Origin of the sequence: Shewanella xiamenensis, from assembly GCF_014647135.1 — a bacterium.
Lineage (GTDB): Bacteria > Pseudomonadota > Gammaproteobacteria > Enterobacterales > Shewanellaceae > Shewanella > Shewanella xiamenensis.
In genome coordinates this window covers 69616-90097 of record NZ_BMOP01000004.1, presented here as the reverse complement: position 1 = coordinate 90097, position 20482 = coordinate 69616, and the positions used below count along the sequence as shown (strand labels likewise).

Below are 20482 nucleotides of genomic sequence, written 5' to 3'. Positions count from 1 at the left end.
TTTTCACCGGCCTTCTAATATCACTGCTGATTATTTGCTCTCGGGCAGTTGTTTTACATGAATATCCATTTGTGGAAATGGAATTTCAATATTGGCTGCATCAAGCGCATTTTTGATTTGTTCTAAAATCTCGAAACGAGCTGTCCAGTAATCCGCCGTTTTTACCCAAGGACGAACTACAAAGTTGATTGAAGAATTTGCCAGTTCAGACAGACCCACGGTGTAACCCGGTTCTTTCAGCACATATTGGTTGTTATCTAAAATCTCGGTTAAAACTTTTTTAGTCTGGGCAATATCCGCAGAATAAGACACGCCAATGACTAAATCGATACGACGATTTTCTAAGGCAGAGTAGTTGGTGATCGTGCCATTCATGATTGAAGAGTTGGGCGCAACGATAACCTTATTATCTGGTGTACGTAATTTAGTTGAGAAAATGGTGATTTCATCAACAGTGCCTGCAATACCAGCAGCTTCAATATAGTCACCCACGCGACATGGGCGGAATAACACCATTAACACGCCTGAAGCAAAGTTAGATAATGATCCTTGCAGCGCTAAACCAATCGCTAAACCGGCGGCACCGATAACCGCGACTAAAGATGCGGTTTGCACACCAATTTGGCCTAAGGTGGCGATAATGGTGAAGACAAACACAACAGCCCACGATAAGTTGGCTACAAAAGAGACCACCGTTGGATCAACTTTGCGGCTGTTGAGTAGCTTTCGCACTACCTTTTGCGCAACGCCGGAAAAATATTTACCGACAAAAAAGATAACAAGGGCAAATAAGATCTTCACTCCATAGGTCATGATCAGATCTGGAGCCTGCTTTAATAAGCCTTCAAGGTTTTCCATTAAATTACTCCCTAAAAATACGCTAACAAAACTACTTATTATTGACGAAAAATTGTACTCGTCGATTTAATCTGCGACCTTCGCTGGAACGATTATCTGCTACTGGTTCAGATATACCTTTACCGACAACGGTAAAGCGATTTGGGTTGAATCCATAGTCTTCAACCAAAATTTGTTTCACATTTTGCGCACGTTGAAGTGATAACTGATAATTAAACTCAGGTGTGCCGACAATATCTGTGTGCCCAACCAAGATTAAATGAACATCAGTATTTGACTCTAAAAATGCTTTGACTAAGGCTAATGCTTTCCACTGCGATAAATCTACCTCTGCTATCGCAAACTCAAAATACACAATGGCTGTCTCAATATGATGACAATCAGGAGCTGAATAGGTGCTGGGGTCATTGAGATTACATTGAATATTAGTGGCCGTGGCTTCGACTTCATAAACACAGCCATTTGCCATCACCCTAGTGTTAGCGGTTGTGTTGGGGCAGGCATCTTTAATATCGGGCACGCCATCTTGATCTGTATCCTGCCACGCATAAGCTGGTAGCATTAGGGTTAAACTCAATGCTAAAGAGGCTAGTTTAATCCATTGCATTACGGATATATTCACCACAAATCACCTTATGTTTAATATCTAGCAGTCAAAATCACTAGGAGATTGGCATTGCTTTAGCAGGAGCATCCTAGTTGGCTATTGTAGCTTTTAAACGTTATAACGCCAAGTTTTGCCATTTATTCGATATAAATCAATTATATCAGATTAAATTTTGCATTAGGTTGTATGTTTTATCGGCAGCTATATCAGCAAGCTATACAATTTTTTTCTTTAAGGCTAGAGTCGCGAGGCGTGTTTGATATGCGCATAGGGGATAGGCAGAAGAAGTTGAGGACAAAATGATAGATTTACGCAGTGATACTGTAACCCAGCCTACTGAGGCAATGCGTTTAGCCATGGCGAGGGCTGAAGTGGGTGATGATGTTTATGGTGATGATCCGAGCGTTAACCGTTTACAGGACATGGCCGCCGAGATGTTTGGTTTTGAGGGAGCACTTTTTACGGCATCTGGCACCCAAGCCAATCTACTGGCTTTGATGTCGCATTGTGAGCGCGGGGATGAATATCTATGCGGTCAGCAAGCTCATAACTATAAATTTGAAGGTGGTGGTGCGGCGGTGTTAGGTAGTATTCAACCACAACCGCTAACAAATCAATTAGATGGGACTATTGCTCTTAGCGAAATTGAAGCGGCAATCAAGCCTGATGATATTCATTTTGCCCGAACGCGCTTGCTGAGTTTGGAAAATACTATCGGGGGGAAAGTGTTGCCCCAAACTTATCTTGCCAATGCGCAGGCACTGGCTTTTCAGCGCGGTTTAAAAATTCATTTAGATGGTGCAAGAGTGGCTAATGCCGCAGTGGCACAAGGGATCGCTATTGCTGATATCGCCGTACACTTTGATTCTGTTTCGATCTGTTTATCAAAGGGATTATGCGCGCCAGTCGGATCGTTACTCTTAGGCGATGAACGCCTCATTAAAAAAGCGACGCGTTGGCGAAAAATGCTTGGTGGCGGTATGCGTCAAGCTGGGATTCTAGCAGCTGCGGGGGAGTTAGCTCTAACTGCGCAAGTTGAAAGATTGGCAGATGATCATCAAAACGCTACATATCTGGCCCAACAGTTAAGCCTATTAGACGAGTTTGAAATTGACTTGCCATCCGTTCAAACCAATATGGTGTTTGCAACCTTAGCTTCTCATATCGATGAACAGTCCTTAGCGCAACGCTGTCGTAATGAGGGCATTTTGATTAGTCCTGGGCGTACCATACGTTTTGTTACCCATAAAGATGTCTCGCGCCAGGATATTGATAAAGTACTGCGGGTTTTTAAATTACATCTGCAGGCGTAATTGATTAAAGTCCAAGTTAAACCTTGGGCTTTTCTTTGTTTTCAGTTCAGCCTATTGCGGATTTAAAAATCAATCGTTGAATTGTGAACCAGATGCAAGGCGAATTTTTTAAGCCTATCTATACTAAAAACAATAACATTAAACCATCAAGGGAAAGCTAGGTTGAAACCTAATAATACTAATAAAGGGGTTGATTACTGGACAAAACGGATAAGTGAGTTGGAAATGCCAGCGCTTTGTTCCACCGTCCAAACGTTAGAAAAGCTTGCCAAGGATGACGTTTCTTCACTTGCCTTATTAGGGCGTAGCGTGATGCATGATAACGCCCTCACATCACGTATTTTACGGGTCGCAAATAGCGCTATTTACCATAAGGGCAGTACGCAAATTTCTACTGTAAGCCGAGCCGCTATTGTGCTTGGTTTTGATGCAGTTCGTAATATTTGTATCACTGCACAATTATTATCTAGCTTGTTAGAAAGTAAAAACCTCTCGCCTTCAGTATATCAAAGATTAATCAAATTAATGGCTAAGGCATTTCAAGCTGCGATGTTAACTCGGATGATGCTCAGTCATTATGATGATGATATTCAAGAGGAGGCCTTTATAGCTTGTTTGCTTTTTCATATTGGTGAGAGTGCGTTTTGGAGTATAGGGGGAGAATTTACCGAAACCCTCGATAGCCAATTAACGAAATGTGAAACTCCAGCAGAAGAGCGAACTCTTATTCGTGAATCATTAGGTACCTCTTTTTCACAACTAACCCAGAGTATTGCTCGCCATTGGGGATTGGGGGAATTATTGATCCAAGCGGTAAATAATCCCGATGACGCTCGTCCTGAAATACGCTGCATATTTTTAGCGGATAAACTTTGCGAAACGCTCTCTGTGGCGATACCAGATCAGATCGATCTTGAGAAATTTATAACTCAAGCGGCCAACTTTACCGGGCTGGATGAGAGTGAATTTACCTTAAGAATGCAGCGTTGTACCAAGGCGACCCATAAATTAGCTGAAGCCTATGGCGCTAAAGTGTTGATTGACTATCTACCTGATCCCAAGAGGCTCGATAAGCTTGAGTCTCGTTTGCCAGAAGTAGAACTACCGATTTTTGCCGCCAATTTAAATATCCAATTAGCTAAACTGCGTGAGCTTACCGCTTTTGCAATCAATAAAGCCGATTTTAATCAAATCATGCAAACCGTACTTGAGGGTATTTTAGAGGGGGTTGGAGTTGATCGCTGTGGTGTGTTGCTGTTGTCTCCTAGCCGTAAACAGCTACAGCCAAGAATTATGCTTGGCAGAGATGCAGAGGAAATGAAACGATTATTTATTATCGAACTTGGGGATAAGAAGGGGTTATTTCCAATGGCGATGGAGCATAAGGAGTCACTTTGGGTTGATAATCCGAGTGCCAAAAAATGGCAAGAACAATGTCGTGAGTTAAAAGTGCAATTGCCAGAGTCGGGTTTTTTAGTGGCGCCCTTGTTGGTGGATAATAAAGTGATCGGCTTTTATTATGCAGACAGAGGACCATCTGAGAGGTGTTTTACAGAAGTGGATTTTCAAGCTTTCATCCACTTCTCACAGCTGGCAAATGTGTGTTTTACCGTGTCCTTAAAATAACGATTTACTGTGCTTTTTTAATTTCAGCAGTGATTTTTTTCGCTATACCATTGGGGATGGGAAAACTTAAATGATATTGAGCTATTTTCCATTCTCCATTGGTTTTGATTAATGTTCCTGTACCACGACTCACGCCATAACTCGGACTATTGAGCAGTTCGTCGAACAGAATTACATCACCATGCTGCACTAAATGGCGCGAAGTTAAATCGTAGCGCCAGCCTTTTGTGGGACGGGAATAGTGTTCAAATTCTGCCATTCCCCAACGTTCATTCGCATCCGTTCCGATAAAAATCCCATCCTGACGATACAGTGAAAAATATTTATCCCAATCGGCACTACTGGAATATTGATTCAATTGATCAAGTACTTGAGCTGCGGCTTGTTCATCGGCTGATATGCCGCTTGTTGCTGGTGTGATGGCATTATTATCATTAGCATGGTTATTCGAGCTGAAGAGTAACGCGACCACAACAAGAATGAACATAGTGGTACAGAATCGACTTGAATTTTGCCGAGTGGCATTATGCGAAGTGGCTGAAAGATGTTTGTATTTAGCTATTATTGTCATAGGATATTCCTTGTGTTTATTACTTTGTAATCACATCAGTGCCAATTGAGCGGATCAACTTGATAGAAATGACTTAACTCTCGATAAAGTGCTGGATGTTCTTGGTTGAGTTCTGCTGGTTTTTCAAAAAAAACTTCGGTCGCTACGGCAAAAAATTCTGCTGGGTTGGTAGCCCCGTAGCCATTAAATAGGGCTGGTTTACCGATGGCAGTATCTTCAACTAGTTCATTAAATGCTTGATTAAATACGCTTGACCAAGACAGATAATCTTGGCCACGAGCTAAAATTGGGGCGCCATTGGCGTGGCCATCCTCTTGATCTAATTGATGGGCAAACTCATGGATGACAACATTGTTGCCATCGTGTGGATTGGCAGCGCCCTCAAGCGTATTTTTCCATGAAAGTATTACTTGTCCCTGCTCCCATGATTCTCCAGCGAGTACGTTACGTTGCTCCCTGATTAAGCCTGATGGATCTTGTCGTTGGCTGTCGACTATAAATGCATCGGGGTAGACCAAAATTTGTCTTAGTTTAGGGTAGAAATCGGTCTTGCGATTAAGTAGCAGTAGGCATGCTTGGGCAGCAATAGTGACTCGAATTTCATCGGTTATGAGTAAACCATCGCAGCCAACAAAATGCTTTTCATCTAAAAATACCTGAATATGACGTTTAAGTTGCAATTGAAGATCTGCAGGTAATGCATGAAAAAATGGAAGTCTTCTTTTTAGTATTGCTCGCCAAGTCTTTGGAAAGGGGCTTGCCATCACTTGTTTACGACGGAGGTTTTTGCGCCAACGACTGGAGGCCAACCAAGCAATCGCACTGAGGCCAAATATTAGAATCGTTAAACTGGCGAGCATAGTCCCTCAGTGTGGTATTGGTGTCAGTTATATTAGCTAATGGGGATTGAGCGTACTGAACTCAATCCTTTGGTTAAAAATAAAACGCTTTCAGTGAGCGGCTTAATGCGGGATGAGTGGTGTTAGTGAGCGCCAATGAAGACTTCTGTGCGATTTCGCCCTGCTAGTTTGGCACGATAGAGCGCCTCATCAACATGGCTTATCAGCTTGTTTGCATCGAGTAATTGCGGAGGTTGCCAGCAGGCAATTCCTAAGCTAATGGTGACAATCCCCATGTTTGATGAGCCTTGATGGGGAATATGCAAGTCTATAATGGTTTCGCGCAGATGTTCGGCAATTTTGTAAGCATCTTCAATATGGCTTGAGGGCAAGAGTAACATAAATTCTTCACCACCATAGCGAGCTAGAATATCTGTGGGACGTTGTAGAATTGCTTTGGTGGCCTCGACGATCTGTTTTAAGCATTGATCACCGACAACATGGCCATATTGATCATTAAATTCCTTAAAGTGATCTAAATCGAACATCACAATACTCAATGGCATATTATGATCGTTGGCGTAACTCAATTCTTTTAGTATTTGGCTATCTAAATAGCGGCGATTATAGCATCCAGTGAGTCCATCGGTTTCCGCCATCGCTTTAACTTGAGCTGCGTAAGTTTTTAGGGTTTCAAGTGAACTCACCATTTGTTGCAGTTCAAGGTTATCGGTAATCGGCATTTGGGTATCGAGTTTTTCATTGGCGATGGCATTCATTGCATCACGAGTCTCAATCACGGGTTTAATAATACCTTTAGCAATAAAGTGCCAACTGGTGAGCCAGATAAAAAAGCAATAAAGAATACCTCCACAAAAGATGAGGATGACAAACGAGGTACTATCACTCTTGAGATCGGTGCCTGCGATCTGAATTTCATCTTCAACATGGTTGACTAACTCTTGGGTGAAGGTTGCTATTTGCCTCGCTGCACTGGCTTGATAGCCAAAATGAGCATTGGCTATTTGAGTACTTTTTAAGGCATTACGGGATAGCTCAAATAAGTTGTCATTGCCAACCATGTTTTGTTTTATTTGCGATAACCAGTTGAGATAAATTGTATTACTCGAATGCATAGACGCGACGATATTTTCCATTTGAATAAGTCGTCGCATCGCTTCCCGTTGAAGGTGATTTAACGTCGCTATATTTGGGGTATTTTTTACTTCATCTAATAACACAAACAGGTGCTCACCTTGGTGCAGGTATTCCGAAATAGCTTGATGTTCTATCTGATTGTCGGTAATTCCACTGAGATCTTTATGGTCAACTAATAGAGCGAAACGTTCATGGGTCTGATTCAGTTGAGTCTGCATTTCATCAGAAAATGCTGATGACATACCGGCCAAATTTGTTTGAATATTTTGTGCCTGTAACTTTGCCTGTAAAGCACTGTCCGTAAGCGTATTGAGCAATGGGAGTTGTTGTTGATAATAAAGCTGAGTATCAATCGTTGTGTTTAGGGCTTGATACATCTCGGGAGTGGTTTCAAGACTTAGTAATACCTTTGTATCTTTTAACAAATGCTCCCATTGATTAGTTAACTCTGAAAGTAGGGACAGTCGTTGTTGCTCAGTATCATAGTGGTTTAATTCTGTGGTGATAATTTGCAACCTTTCACTGTTTTTCGCTAGTTGCAGCGCAGTGGTGACTTTCACGACATCACTATTTACCAGTTGCTCAATTTCAGTTCTCAATTGTTGTGACAATAGGATAGCGATAATGCCATTGAGTAACGCCATGCCGAGAATAATATAGAAGGCTAGCGTAATTTTCTGTTTAAGACTGGTCAGTCGTTTTGAGTTCATTTGTTTTTCTTGTCGATTGCAGGGACTTCCCCGTAGGTGTTCTGCAAATGTTTAATTTTGGTGCTTAACTCAATAAAAATATCTGTACTATTGGCTTCATGCTGGCTTGCGGCATAACAAGCATGGCTTAATTCTGGATAAATCTGCCCCATTGCTGTAGTGGTAAAGTGTCCTACTTCCAATACTTTAGTCGACCAGAACAAGTTAGCAATATGGCTTGCCTCAAATGCACCAGCAACAGACCTTTTTGAAGCTTGTTTAAATTCGGGAGCCGTAACGACATCCATTCGGCATGGATTTCCGCCGCCAAGTGCATAGGCATATTGGGCTTCAAAAGTGCCCATATATTTGAGTAACCAATAGGCGGCTTGTGGATTTTTACTGTCGTAGCTCACCGCAAAGGCATAGGCACCATTGTAAGGAGTTCCTCCGGGGACTTGAGATACCCCAAGTCGAGCACCAGGTATATTGGCTTCAACTTTAAAAGAGGCTGGCCAAAGGTTGTTATAGGCAAAGGGCCATATGGCTACCTGTCCCGTCGCCATAGCATTCGCGGCTTCATTAAAGGCAAACTTATCATCAGCAGGATAGGCATAGGGCATTAGTTTGCGATAGATTATTCCAGCGGTAATTGCCTGTTGATTGACACTCGGAACTTCAAAGTGAGTCAGTTTTTTTTGTTGATCATAAATAGGCCACATCCAAACGCCGCCTAAACTCCAAATAATGCTGGAAAACTCATCGTTAATATGGGGTTTATTACCCGACATCAACGCTAGGCCATAAAAGTTATGGGTCAATGGTTTGTCTGCAAGGAGTTCACCCGCTTTTCGCGTAAAGAAGACGGCTTGATCTTCTAATTCTTGAAAGTTGGTCGCGGGTTTGAGTGGGTAGCCAAACCGTTGTTGAAAGTGAGACTGTTCGGTTTTATTTTCAAATAAATCGGCGCGGTAATGACTTCCCATTACGTAGTTATTATAGGGAATTGCGTGCAATTCTCCGTGGTAGGATAAAATATTCAGTAATGATGGATAGTAGGGTTCGAGGTAGCTTTCCATCGCTTTTTCACCGTCGGGATCATAGAGTTTTGCTAATTCCAACAGGGGGACTGTATAGCCGTTTGCCGCCCATTCTTTTGCCCAGCCAGCCTCCATAGTGAGCAGATCGTATTTTCCTTCCCCCATTAATAATGCGTGGGTCTGAAGTTCGAACATGCTTTCAAGTTCGGTGCTAATCACATTGACTTTAACACCAGTTTTTTCGGTGAATTTGGGTAGCATTTGCTGGGTGAGATAGTCAGTCCAAAAGCCTTTTTCGGCAACTAAAGTGATTGGCGTTTTATTCGGCAAGGGGGGAATTTGATCCAAAGAAAACTCCGCTAAGGCGGGAGGTGCTAGCGTTAATCCCAGTCCGAATAATAGGATTGACAAACGTGTTAACAAGAATAACTCCTTAAATACTCGGGCTATTGATGCTAATCAATAGCATTAATCAGCTCAGCTGTACATTAAGGATAGATTTGTAAAAAAAATTGACTCAATTTTTTTATCGGTTTTTTAGACAAAAAAAGTCCGATGACCTAATTAATTCAGATCATCGGTAAAGGGTGGGAGATGGTGCGCAATTAAGCTTGTTTTATTTGCTGTTCGCGCATCTGCCTCAATGCGGTTGGCAAAGCATAATGTTGTTCAATTAAAAAACGGATCAATTTAGATTTAGAAATATCACTTTCCTCTGAGAGCGTTGCTAAATGGGCTATTGCCGCCTCACTCAGTGAAAATGTGGCTTTGCGGTAATGTGGCCGTTCGTCGTCAATCGTGGCATCAAGGGGTCTTGATGCCGTTTGTGGTCGATGCAAAGTCACCACATTGGAAGTTTCCAAGGTGACTTCAAGTGGTGATTCTTTCACTCGCTCCATCGCCGCCACTGAGTTGCCCGTGCTTGGAATATGACTTTCTCCCATAGCATAAAGGGTTGCGGCATCAATAAACTCATCGAGGGAGAGGGGCTGGACGCCTCCCCTAGATGGCATAGCGTTTTTCTTGAGGTCGCTGAGTCCCATATTGTCCTCTCAGATGATTCGGCTGAGGTTGATTGATAGCGGCACGATGCGCGGCTATTGGTGTGCTTGGTTTGAGTAAGGCCGTTAACGAGGCTGCGCAGTCCACTTGAAACATTTCACAGGCGATAGCACGGATTTCAGCTGCGGCTTTACCCTTTGGTTCTATCTCCATCACCGACAATCCAGACTCTTCACTGTCATCATAGATATTACGACTATAGGTAATTGCATCTAATACATTGATATCGTAGGTTTTACAGACCTCTTTAGCCTCTAAAATACGATTCGCTTGATTGGGAAGGTTGGGGCATTGCGTGATAACGAAAGACGCGTGTAATTTAGGGTTAATCATCTTACAAGTCGCGACGATATCATCCATATGACTCACGGTTTTTAAATCTCGGCGTTTGGGTCTGAGCGGCATTAATATATGCGATGCAACTGACATGGTTGCCCTTAATGCAAGATTATCCTGCCCACCACAGTCAACGAGTACAAAGTCATAGTGTTGTTCTAAGCTCAGAAGATCGTTACGGATCTTGCCATAAAGTTGTACGCAGTTGATGCTTGCCAGTTTCGGATTATTGTTTCTGGCTTGGATCCAATCCGATGTGGTTCGCTGTGGATCGCAATCCACCATGATGACAGAGGCACCACATTCGGTGGTGAGAAATACTGCGATATTTTGTGCGAGGCAACTCTTACCGCTGCCGCCTTTTTCGCCGCCGACTAACACTATCATGACGAGTTCCTCAATGCTTAGGCTATCACTTGGGCGGTAATATGTTGCTTATGGTTTTTTTACCGCACCTTGTTGTCATAAACGAATGTAAACCCTGTGTTAACGTTGGTCAATTATCTGATTTTTGACGTTTTTTTATAAAATGTCGCGTGATTAATATTTGACGCTACCATGTAATATGCCGTTAATTTGACTCTTTCTGCTAGCGGGATTACTTAGGCGATTTTGAATTTTAGTTATCTGATTATTAAGGTTTTTAGTGAATTTTTAACATCAATTGATTATGAATGTTTGCTCTCCATTGCGACAATGATATTGAAATTAAGGCTTGGTATAGTTTACTTTGAACGTTTATTTTAATTTTTTATGCAAAAATATTATTAAAATATTGGCCTCTCACTACTACTTTTCAAACGAAAGTTGTCTTGCATAAAGCTTGAGTGTCATCAAATTGCCACCTTGTTGAGTTAGTCTTTCCCATTAATGCCGTCTAATCACCTTGATTTTTCTACCATTCGTGAAGGGATGCCCAAATGGATATTAAAATGTCAATGCCTATTGAATTTGAGCTGGTTGAAACTGCTCCTTTATTTCATGAGTTGCTGAATCTACGCGATGCGGCTGGGTATCCTTCTATCGGCGTTGAGATGGCTGATGGGCATCCGTTACAGCCTTTATATTGGGTATCTATTCGCTTAACGAGTGAACAGTCAAAAAATACCTGCGCGATAGTGGCAACAGCCTGCGTATATGGTGATAAGGCTAACCATCTGGCGATTGAGGATTTTATTGTTTTACCTGAGTATCGGCATGTGGGGCTGGCAAAAATAATGTTAGAGCGAGTCATGACTTTTGTTGATGAGCATGCGAGTCAAGGAACTTGTGTGAGCATTAACGCCCACGGAGAAGAAGAACGACTCTGTATTGAGTACGGTTTTGAGTATTCACATTGTGCGAATCTTGGACCGAATCTGCGTAAAATCTACGCTTGATGCCGTATCAACTCAGGGTAAGCCTGTGGTTTGCTCTGAGTTTATCCCCACTTAGTCGTTCTCAGCTTGTATTAGCCATAGGCATTCATCGGGTATTAGGGTAGCATCCTCAATCTAGTTTTCTGTCTGAGTTCAAGCTAATACTGTCATGGATCAACAACAGCTTATCGATGCCGTAAATCAGGTCATGCCCTTTGGCAAATATGCTGGCCGCCGCTTACTCGAATTGCCTGAACCCTATCTTGTGTGGTTTCATCAACAAGGTTTTCCAAAGGGAAAATTAGGGGAGCAGTTAGCGCTGATTTATGAGGTAAAACTCAATGGCCTTGAGGGCATGTTAAAACCGCTATTGAAATGAGTTCCCTACTAAGCGATAAAAATCCTACTTTTGCGATAAGTGTTGTATTTCGTGATAGAGATTGGCGATTTATTACCTATGGCATGTTTTAATGCTGCATATTAGTAAAACACAAGGAACAAAAGGCATGATGGCAAAATTGGTAAAATTAGCTGCTGTAGCAACATTAGCGTTAGGTATGTCAAGTGCTTGGGCACAGGGCGTAGTTCATGAAGGTACTGTGGTTGATACTATGAATGGTGGCGGCTACACCTATGTTCAAATTAAAGAAGCTGACAACACGTTTTGGGCAGCTGGCCCAGAAGCTGAAGTCAAGAAAGGTGACAAAGTAGCTGTGGTTGAGCAAATGTGGATGAACCAGTTCACCAGCAAAACCTTAAACCGCACCTTCGACAAGCTGTTGTTTGTTGGTCAAATCGAGAAGAAATAATCGATGTCTTAGCAACATTCATGTTGCGATTAGTTCCTAAACCGCCTCGCCTTGTTCGAGGCGGTTTTGTTTTCAGCGGTGTTCGGCTTAAATAAACGTCAACGCTATCACTTCTCAATAAATAACTGCAAAATACGGCAAATACTCGCAATGATATTTGAGCATACCGTGCCAACGTCTAACCAAACTAACGAGAAAATTGAAGTCGTCGCTTATCAGCGTTGCTATGCAAGTGCGGTCAGTCAGCTTTTTCATCACTGTGTTCATCAAATACAGCATGAGCGTTATACTACTGCGCAGTTAAATGCCTGGTCACCCTCGCCCCGTTCCAGTAAACATTGGCATTTACGTTTAAGTCGTTCCCAAGCTTGGATTATTTTGGTGACAGATGCGCTGAGCTTAACTAAGATTTGTGCAGGTTTTATCAATGTTGAAACGGATTTTCGCCATAGGGGATATATCGATAGTTTGTATATTCATCCTAATTGGCAGCGCTGTGGACTCGGTGAACTGGCTATCAGACAGTTAGAGCAATGGGCGAGGAAGCAAGGTTACAGCCAATTAAGTGCCGATGCGTCTTATCTTTCCCGTGGGCTGTTTATTAAACTCGGATTCGTCCAACAGCAACGCAGCTATCAACAAAAACTGGGCCAAGTGTTGCCGAGTTTTTATATGACTAAAAAACTGTAACTGAATGGGAATGCACAGCCTGTGTGCCCATTGGTCATGATTAACCCATAGGAGTGGACTCCAATGCAGATACGCTTATTTTCTCCTGCGGATGTGGCGCAGGTGGCGGCGGTATTTAACGCCAGTGTTATGGAGGGCGCACAGGAATATTACTCGCTGACAGAACGTTTAGCGTGGGCGCAAAATCAAGGTGAGGCACGCAGCGATGCCTACTGGCTGGCCAAGTTAGAAGATACAACCACGTGGGTTGCACTTGAAGACGATAAGCTGGTTGGTTTTATCAGTTTAAGGTTGTGCCCCGATAAAGAGCTTGATTGCTTAGTCGGCGAAGTTGATTGTCTGTTTGTTCATCCTGAATATGGTCGTGCTGGTGTAGCGACACATTTATACTTGGCACTACTCGAAGAGGCGAAAAGGCTAAATCTTAAAAGACTCACAGTTGAAGCCTCCTATCAGGCGCGGCCTTTCTTTGAGAAACAGGGCTTTAATTGCATTCGCCGTAATGAACTACGCCGCTATCTCACCGCTGAAGACAAACAAAACGACAGGGCGCAGGTGTTAGTGAACTTTAGTTTGATCATGTCCTTATCATAGGTTTGCGCTTGAAGAGACAATTCTGTTTTAGCCATACACCATACACAGAGTAATAAAAAACCGCCTCGTTTCCTTGGCGGTTTTTTATTGGTCAGTAAGCATCATCAGGCTAAGTCAAACACCAATGCTGTGACTGGGCTGTCAGTGGCGCTAAATCTAACCACTTCTTCGGCGGTGATATGCGCGCCATCCCCAGGGGTGAGCACTTGTTCATTGACCTTAAGCGTACCTTCCACCAGTTGCACATAGAGCTGACGCTCCGGCTTAAGCTGCGGCATATGCACTTGCTCTTGCGGTGCCAGCATTAGGCGATATAAGGTCGCATCCTGCTGCACTTTTAAGGTGCCATTTTCACCCGTTGGCGTGACCACGGCTGTGAGCGCCGAGGTTTGCTCGAAGGCTTTTTGCTGATAACCCGCATCAATGCCTAAGGTGTCTGGTTGGATCCAGATCTGCAAAAAGTGCAGAGACTCTGTGTTTGATGCATTAAACTCGCTGTGATAAATCCCTTTACCAGCAGACATTAACTGAAACTCACCCGCTGGTAAGGTCTTAACATTACCGAAGCTGTCCTTATGGGCTATGGTGCCTGAAATCACATAACTGATGATTTCCATGTCTTTATGGCCATGAGTTTCAAACCCCGCACTCGGCGCGACTCTGTCATCATTAATGACTCGTAGGGAAGACACACCCATATGCCGCGGATCGTAGTAACTTGCGAACGAGAAGGTATGTTGACTCTTTAACCAGCCTAAGTCTGCCTGCCCACGGTCCTGCGCTTTACGTATACGGATCATCGTTAACTCCTTATTTTAAGCGTGCGGCTAACAGGTTGTCGGCACTCAGTTTACCTGCACCTGACACGGCCAGAGATACCGTAGCGGCTAACAGGGCTAAACCAAATTCATAACCGTTATTGCTAAGGAACAGACCGTTACCAATGTGAACCGAGAAAATCGCGGCCACCATAGTAAAGGACAATACCAGTGCCGTTGGCCGAGTCAGTAAACCGATAATGATCAGCAAGCCACCAAAGAATTCGCTTGAACCTGCCATCAGCGCCATTAAGTAACCTGGTGTTAGGCCGATGGAGGCCATCCATTGTCCTGTGCCTTCTAAACCGTAGCCGCCAAACCAGCCGAAGAGTTTTTGTGAGCCGTGGGCCATGAGGATGATCCCGATAGGAATACGTAGGGCCAATGGGGCGAAACTTGGGGTAGAGGTCAGTAATTTTGTGATAAGTGCTTTCATGGGATGTTCCTTAATTCAAATTTTTTAACTGTGTCGTTAATGGGGTAGTCGGTCGAGATTTAGCGTCAATCTCTCCATTGGTTTACAGTCTAGACTTGACCTTTAAGGAAGAAAATCGGAACATTTTCAAAGTATATTTCAAAAAATTTGAATATGGAGCACTTATGTTGCCAGTGATGAGTCTCGATGGATTGATAGTGCTAGATGCTATTGATAAGAAAGGCAGTTTTTCGGCTGCGGCTGAATCCTTATTCCGAGTGCCATCGGCGCTGACCTATACAGTGCAGAAATTAGAGAGCGATTTAGGGGTAAAATTATTTGAACGTAAGGGGCAGCGCGCCGAGCTGACCTTAGTTGGCCAACTGGTATTACGCCAAGGGCGGGAGATCTTAGCCGCCACTGCAAGGCTTGAAGAGGCGGTTCGGCAACTCGAAACGGGCTGGGAGTCGGCGTTAACCTTAGCCATAGACACTGTAGTGCCCGATTTACCACTGCTTAAACTAATTGCTGAATTTACCGAGTTAGGTAAACAGGTGACCATCAATATCACTGAGGAGTCATTGGGTGGCGGTTGGGATGCTCTGTATTCGGGCCGCGCCGATATTGCCATTGGGGTCACGGGGGAGTTACCTAAGGGGCAATATCACTTAGTTGAGATCGGTATGCTTGAATTCATCTTTGCCCTTGCGCCTCACCACCCCTTAGCGCAGTTTGACTATCCAATCCCGACCGAAGCCTTGTTGCAATTTCCCTCCGTGGTGGTGGCCGACAGCTCAACGGCGCTCGCGCAGCGCTCCAGTGGGTTATTTGATAGTCGACAAGTCATCCGCGTGCCGAACATGCAGACCAAGATTAAAGCGCAGCAACTTGGGCTAGGTGTAGGTTATCTTCCCAAGCATTTGATTCGCGAAGAACTCGCTTCAGGCGCATTAGTCGCGTGCAAGGTTGAGATCCCAAGACCGGCGCAGCCGGTATTTCTGGCGTGGCGCAAGGGCAACCAAGGCAAGGCGCAGGCGTGGTTTGCCGAGCGTTTGCCCCATTGCGACTGGTTGTTTTAGTGGGATGTCGATAGTGCGTTTGGGTACAGGATTAAGTGAATCACAGTACTTAACCATTGCTAGGGCGTGTTGACGTTTCGAGATTAAATTTTGTTCGTTCTGGCAAGCTCGTGCTCGCGAAACGAGGAATGATGTGTAGTTATTCTACTCAAATGACGAGTGACAAAGAGAACGAGCTTGCTAGACGACCCCTTCGGGCAGCATTTGGCTGGCGTTTCTGCTGCGTTATCGTCCGTTTATGTAGAATAACTACACTGCACGGACTTTACCTTGCATAAACGCCAGCCAAACTGCTGCAAAAATAACCCTGGAACGTCAACACGCCCTAAGTACTGTGATGAATTAAGAGGACATAGCTTTGCGGCAGCGCGCTGATACACATCCCTGACACCGGGCGCTTACACCGAACGCTTTACATGGCTGGTGTAATGCACATGGGGTGAGAGCAAGTCCGCTAAATTGGGGTTTGGTGCCCGATTGAGGAAGCGAATAAAAGCCTGGGGTAGGGTGAGCGTCTCAATCGGCTCTTGCCAGCGTGCCTGTAACAGTGGGTGATAACCTTCTTTCCCCGCGGCGGTATAGGAGGTTGATACCCCCACATAGAGCGCATCTGGCTGCACTGGATACCAGAGTGATAATCCATCCTGCTGCATCATTTCTAGCTTGAATAAACGTTCCCCTAAGGGGCGTCTGCCATCGTAGTAATAACGCAATCCATAGGTATAGGGGAAGCTGCCAGCGCCTGTGCCGCGTACACTGTTATTGGTAGCGGCGTTAATCGCCGACTCCAGCGCCTGATATAGAAATTGGCCTTGGATTTCGTATTTGACTAATGGCAGTTCGAAGGGCAGCAATTGGCCCAACACATCGGCGAGGGTCAGTCTGCCTTGGGCGACCGATTGCCTGACACCACCCGCGTTATGCAGGGCAAAGTGGATGCGAGGGTCTTCAAGTTTAGCCTCTTGGAACATACTGCGACTTACCCAAGGCGCGATTTCACTGCCATGGGGCAGCGCCTTAGAAGGTAGTCTGGTGTGTACCAGATTCTTAGGCACTAGAGCTAAGACTTTGTTTTCCATCTCGGCAATCGCAGGGCGATAGATATCGTGGATCACGCCATGAATATCTTCATCGGCTTCATCCCACAATATATAGGGATGTTCATCAAAGCGTTGGCGCACGGCTTGATAGTCGGTGTCATCCACTTGCTCACTCGAACTCAACATAAACTGCTTATCGAGCATAAAGTAGTTGCCACCGCTTAAACTTATCGCGCGGCCAGCTTCATCAAACTCAACTTCGGCCAAACCTAAGGTTTCGGCGTATTTCCCTGCATGGACAATTGGCGTGCCATTGATGGTTTCGCCATAGGGAATATTGCTTAACCCCAAGGCGCTAAAGTCGCCCTGTAGAGTATGGGTATGGCCGCCAACGATAAGGCTGATACCATCGACTTGTTCTGCGAGCCGTTTATCCTGATCTAAACCTAAATGACTCAGCACAATAATGTGCTTAATGCCTTTGGCATGCAGATGCGAGACGGTTCGCGTCGTGGTCGCAATCGCATCCACAAAGTGGGTATCGGGATCGGGTCTGGCAATGTCCTTCATCTGATCCAGAGTAATGCCGATGACGGCGAGCTTTTTGTCATAGAAGGGCTTTTCGAGGTAGCTGGAAAGCTGTGTTTTTTCATCATAGGCCAGAATATTCGCCACAGTACGCAGGTTACCCGGCTTGCGGATATCCTCTTGGCTCAAGTCCATATTCCCCGCTAGCAGCGGGAAATCGACTTGCTTGGCAAATTCGGCGAGCCGCGCATTACCTTCGTCAATATCGTGATTACCAATCACCATGGCATCGGGGGCAAGTAAATTCAGCAGATGGGCGTTGGCTTTACCCTTAAAATGGCTGAAATACAGTGTGCCTTGGAAACTATCGCCCCCATGCAAAAATAAAAACGGTGTATTGCTTCGGGTGGCTTGATCGCGCGCCTGGCTAATTTGATATCCCAAACGAGCGTAACCACCACTGTGGCTAGTAATATCTAAGGACTTAAGCCCAAGATTAAGGGAAAAATGTACGCGGCTAGGCTCAAAATTCGAATGGGTATCGTTGATGTGCGCGAGTGAGAGAGTGTATCTCTGTGTCATAACTTACCTCTTTTACGGCGGGAGATTATAACCTTCTCATCAAAAACAAGAAAGGGAGCTAAGCTCCCTTTACTTTAACAATGACTAAATCAAGATTAACCCGAGCGTGCTTCATCATCGTCGGCTGCGGCTTCGAAGTCGCCATCATCGGAGAGGCGAATGCCTTTTTGCTTCATGCGTTTGGTCCAGAGTTTACGCGCCAATTGCTGCATGTCGGTCGCAGGGTCATTCACATCGACAATCTCTAATCCCAGTAGCGACTCGATAATATCTTCTTGGGTCACAATACCTTGGCTACTGCCGTATTCGTCAACCACCATGGCAATTTGGGTGTTGCGCTTAATCATCCGCTCAAATAACGGCAGGATTTTGGCCGTTTCGGGTACGACAAACAGGCTACGCTTGAGTTCGCCAATTGGCGCGTCAGGAGTATAACGCTCAGCCAGCAGCACATCGGTGCGGGTGATATAGCCGATAATATCGTCGTGGTCCTGATCGTATACCGGAATACGCGTAAAAGGTTTGTCACGATATTCTTGCACAAACTCATTTTGCGTCAGTGAAATAGGCAAAGAGAACATCACGGTGCGCGGCGTCATAATCGCGGTAACGGGCACATCACGCACCTTAAGCATTTGGGTCAAAATCTTGGATTCTTGTTCGTCTAACTCACCGGATTCTTGACCGATTTTTGCCATCGCGCTCATTTCTTGGCGAATATATTGGCCTTCTTCACCTTTACCTAGCAGGCGAGTCACTTGCTGCGACATCCAAATTAATGGCTGGGTAGCACGCTTCATCCACGTAATGGCAATCGATACGCTTGGGGCTAAACGGCGCCAGTGGTTGGCTCCGACAGATTTAGGAATAATCTCTGAGAAGAACAGAATAATAAAGGTTAACACTCCGGAGAAAACGCCGAGCATATCATCCCCAAAGACCTTAGCGGCTTGCGCACCAGCAACGGCGGCACCTACGGTATGGGCAACAGTATTGAGGGTCAAAATAGACACCAATGGCGCTTCGATGTTCTCTTTCAGTTTACGCAACCTTGTCGCCGCAGCACTGTCAGTTTGTTCGAGCGTAGCGATATAACTAGGGGTAACCGAGAGCAACACTGCTTCGAATACACTGCACAGAAAAGAAACTGCAACAGCGACAAGCACTATAATGATGAGGGTTAACATATTGGTGGTATTACAACTCCATAATTTAGGCCAACATTGACCCTCGGCGATTCTAGCATAGGAGAATGGAGTTGCTGGCTAAAATTTTTCTGCGTCTGTATAATTCGCCGCCCTGTTGCAGGTTTTGGTGTTGAGGTTAGTCCTATGAGTGAAAAAAAGATCAATTTATTAGACCTTGATCGTAAAGCGATGCGGGCATTATTTGCCGATCTGGGTGAGAAGCCTTTCCGTGCCGATCAGCTGATGAAGTGGATCTATCATTTCGGTGTCAGTGACTTCGAAGAGATGACTAACATCAACAAAGTGTTACGCCAAAAACTGGCGGCGCGCTGTGAGATTGTGGCGCCCGAGATTTCCAGCTATCAAAAATCCGCCGATGGCACCATTAAGTTCGCCATCCATGTCGGTGAAGGCCAAGAGGTCGAAACTGTTTATATTCCTGAAGATGACCGCGCTACCTTGTGTGTGTCGTCCCAAGTGGGCTGTGCCCTCGAATGTACTTTCTGCTCTACGGCGCAGCAAGGCTTTAACCGCAACCTAACTGTCTCTGAAATTGTTGGCCAAATTTGGCGTGTTTCGCATTTCTTAGGATTCGCGAAAGATACTGGCGAGCGCCCCATTACCAACGTGGTGATGATGGGGATGGGTGAGCCTCTACTTAACCTTGCTAACGTGATCCCTGCAATGGACATCATGCTAGACGATTTTGGCTTTAGTCTGTCAAAACGTCGCGTAACGCTATCGACTTCAGGCGTTGTTCCAGCATTAGACAAATTAGGTGATGCCCTCGATGTCGCATTAGCCGTCAGTATCCACGCGCCAAACGATGAGCTGCGCGATATTCTGGTTCCGGTGAATAAAAAGTATCCACTGCAGGAGTTCCTTGCGGGGATCCGCCGTTACATCGCCAAATCTAACGCTAACCGTGGCCGTGTCACCGTGGAATATGTGATGCTCGATCACATCAACGACAGTACCGAACAAGCCCATGAATTAGCACAATTAATGAAGGATACCCCCTGTAAGGTAAACCTTATTCCGTTTAACCCATACCCAGGTTCACCCTATGGCCGTTCGTCAAACTCGCGCATCGACCGTTTTTCGAAAGTGTTAATGGAATATGGCTTAACCGTGATTGTGCGTAAGACCCGTGGTGACGATATTGATGCCGCCTGTGGACAGCTGGCTGGGGATATTCGCGATCGAACCAAGCGTTTAGCAAAAAAACGCATGCAAGAAAATCAGATTTCGGTCACAATGAATTAACTCTTTGTTTGCACAGA

At 44.8% G+C, this 20482-nt stretch carries 21 protein-coding genes; 9 read left to right on the top strand and 12 right to left on the bottom strand.

The window, feature by feature from the left end; genetic code table 11:
• Positions 1-30: 30 nt before the first annotated feature.
• Together IEY09_RS05165 and IEY09_RS05160 are read right to left on the bottom strand one after the other, a co-directional pair.
• Positions 31-858: a mechanosensitive ion channel family protein gene (locus IEY09_RS05165; protein WP_037420742.1), complete on the bottom strand. Its 828-nt coding sequence runs from the start codon at positions 856-858 to the stop codon at positions 31-33.
• Positions 859-889: 31 nt separating this feature from the next.
• Positions 890-1465, bottom strand: a complete 576-nt coding sequence (locus tag IEY09_RS05160; protein WP_188870295.1) for an OmpA family protein — start codon at positions 1463-1465, stop codon at positions 890-892.
• A gap of 299 nt (positions 1466-1764) precedes the next feature.
• Between IEY09_RS05160 and ltaE the strand changes: the two genes are divergently transcribed.
• Together ltaE and IEY09_RS05150 are read left to right on the top strand one after the other, a co-directional pair.
• Positions 1765-2778 carry a low-specificity L-threonine aldolase gene (gene ltaE, locus IEY09_RS05155; RefSeq protein WP_188870154.1) on the top strand — a complete coding sequence of 338 codons (1014 nt, stop codon included), beginning with the start codon at positions 1765-1767 and terminating at the stop codon, positions 2776-2778.
• A gap of 162 nt (positions 2779-2940) precedes the next feature.
• Positions 2941-4404, top strand: a complete 1464-nt coding sequence (locus IEY09_RS05150) for an HDOD domain-containing protein (protein ID WP_037420732.1) — start codon at positions 2941-2943, stop codon at positions 4402-4404.
• Between the two features lie 4 nt (positions 4405-4408).
• On the opposite strand, the gene IEY09_RS05145 is transcribed toward IEY09_RS05150, so the two are convergent.
• From IEY09_RS05145 to IEY09_RS05120, 6 genes are all read right to left on the bottom strand, one after another.
• Entirely contained in the window at positions 4409-4975 is a 567-nt protein-coding gene (locus tag IEY09_RS05145) for a nuclear transport factor 2 family protein (RefSeq protein WP_188870152.1), read from the bottom strand.
• A 35-nt stretch (positions 4976-5010) separates the two neighbouring features.
• Positions 5011-5835, bottom strand: a complete 825-nt coding sequence (locus IEY09_RS05140; protein ID WP_099456803.1) for a M90 family metallopeptidase — start codon at positions 5833-5835, stop codon at positions 5011-5013.
• A gap of 122 nt (positions 5836-5957) precedes the next feature.
• Positions 5958-7682: a GGDEF domain-containing protein gene (locus tag IEY09_RS05135; RefSeq protein WP_144344744.1), complete on the bottom strand. Its 1725-nt coding sequence runs from the start codon at positions 7680-7682 to the stop codon at positions 5958-5960.
• Positions 7679-9124 carry an ABC transporter substrate-binding protein gene (locus IEY09_RS05130; protein WP_088586910.1) on the bottom strand — a complete coding sequence of 482 codons (1446 nt, stop codon included), beginning with the start codon at positions 9122-9124 and terminating at the stop codon, positions 7679-7681. Before IEY09_RS05130 ends, IEY09_RS05135 begins: the two co-directional genes overlap by 4 nt.
• Before the next feature lie 182 nt (positions 9125-9306).
• The gene (locus tag IEY09_RS05125) at positions 9307-9744 is read right to left on the bottom strand and encodes a CopG family transcriptional regulator (protein WP_172589088.1); all 438 of its coding nucleotides are present in this window, start codon (positions 9742-9744) and stop codon (positions 9307-9309) included.
• Positions 9704-10486 (bottom strand): AAA family ATPase, encoded by a 783-nt coding sequence (locus tag IEY09_RS05120; protein WP_037420721.1) that lies wholly within the window; start codon positions 10484-10486, stop codon positions 9704-9706. Before IEY09_RS05120 ends, IEY09_RS05125 begins: the two co-directional genes overlap by 41 nt.
• A gap of 533 nt (positions 10487-11019) precedes the next feature.
• Here IEY09_RS05120 and IEY09_RS05115 point away from each other — a divergent pair.
• The 5 genes from IEY09_RS05115 to IEY09_RS05095 all read left to right on the top strand — a co-directional run bounded on the left by IEY09_RS05115 (position 11020) and on the right by IEY09_RS05095 (position 13550).
• Positions 11020-11478: a GNAT family N-acetyltransferase gene (locus IEY09_RS05115; RefSeq protein ID WP_144375247.1), complete on the top strand. Its 459-nt coding sequence runs from the start codon at positions 11020-11022 to the stop codon at positions 11476-11478.
• A gap of 148 nt (positions 11479-11626) precedes the next feature.
• Positions 11627-11836, top strand: a complete 210-nt coding sequence (locus tag IEY09_RS05110; RefSeq protein WP_011622004.1) for a DUF3820 family protein — start codon at positions 11627-11629, stop codon at positions 11834-11836.
• A 127-nt stretch (positions 11837-11963) separates the two neighbouring features.
• Positions 11964-12266, top strand: a complete 303-nt coding sequence (locus IEY09_RS05105) for a hypothetical protein (protein WP_011622005.1) — start codon at positions 11964-11966, stop codon at positions 12264-12266.
• Between the two features lie 150 nt (positions 12267-12416).
• Positions 12417-12956, top strand: coding sequence for a GNAT family N-acetyltransferase (locus IEY09_RS05100; protein WP_055648339.1), 540 nt, complete (start codon positions 12417-12419; stop codon positions 12954-12956).
• A gap of 63 nt (positions 12957-13019) precedes the next feature.
• Positions 13020-13550, top strand: coding sequence for a GNAT family N-acetyltransferase (locus IEY09_RS05095; protein ID WP_037429406.1), 531 nt, complete (start codon positions 13020-13022; stop codon positions 13548-13550).
• Between the two features lie 104 nt (positions 13551-13654).
• On the opposite strand, the gene IEY09_RS05090 is transcribed toward IEY09_RS05095, so the two are convergent.
• Entirely contained in the window at positions 13655-14350 is a 696-nt protein-coding gene (locus tag IEY09_RS05090) for a pirin family protein (RefSeq protein WP_188870150.1), read from the bottom strand.
• Positions 14351-14360: 10 nt separating this feature from the next.
• Positions 14361-14804, bottom strand: a complete 444-nt coding sequence (locus IEY09_RS05085) for a DoxX family protein (protein WP_188870148.1) — start codon at positions 14802-14804, stop codon at positions 14361-14363.
• Positions 14805-14968: 164 nt separating this feature from the next.
• Between IEY09_RS05085 and IEY09_RS05080 the strand changes: the two genes are divergently transcribed.
• Positions 14969-15862, top strand: a complete 894-nt coding sequence (locus IEY09_RS05080) for a LysR family transcriptional regulator (RefSeq protein ID WP_188870146.1) — start codon at positions 14969-14971, stop codon at positions 15860-15862.
• 398 nt (positions 15863-16260) lie between these two features.
• Here the strand turns inward: IEY09_RS05080 and IEY09_RS05075 are convergent, their stop codons facing one another.
• Together IEY09_RS05075 and IEY09_RS05070 are read right to left on the bottom strand one after the other, a co-directional pair.
• Complete coding sequence (locus tag IEY09_RS05075) at positions 16261-18012, bottom strand: bifunctional metallophosphatase/5'-nucleotidase (RefSeq protein WP_188870143.1); 1752 nt, start codon at positions 18010-18012, stop codon at positions 16261-16263.
• A 95-nt stretch (positions 18013-18107) separates the two neighbouring features.
• Positions 18108-19199, bottom strand: coding sequence for a CNNM domain-containing protein (locus IEY09_RS05070; RefSeq protein WP_037424927.1), 1092 nt, complete (start codon positions 19197-19199; stop codon positions 18108-18110).
• Positions 19200-19343: 144 nt separating this feature from the next.
• On the opposite strand from IEY09_RS05070, the gene rlmN reads away from it, so the two are divergent.
• Complete coding sequence (gene rlmN / locus IEY09_RS05065; protein WP_011622013.1) at positions 19344-20465, top strand: dual-specificity RNA methyltransferase RlmN; 1122 nt, start codon at positions 19344-19346, stop codon at positions 20463-20465.
• Positions 20466-20482 lie beyond the last annotated feature (17 nt).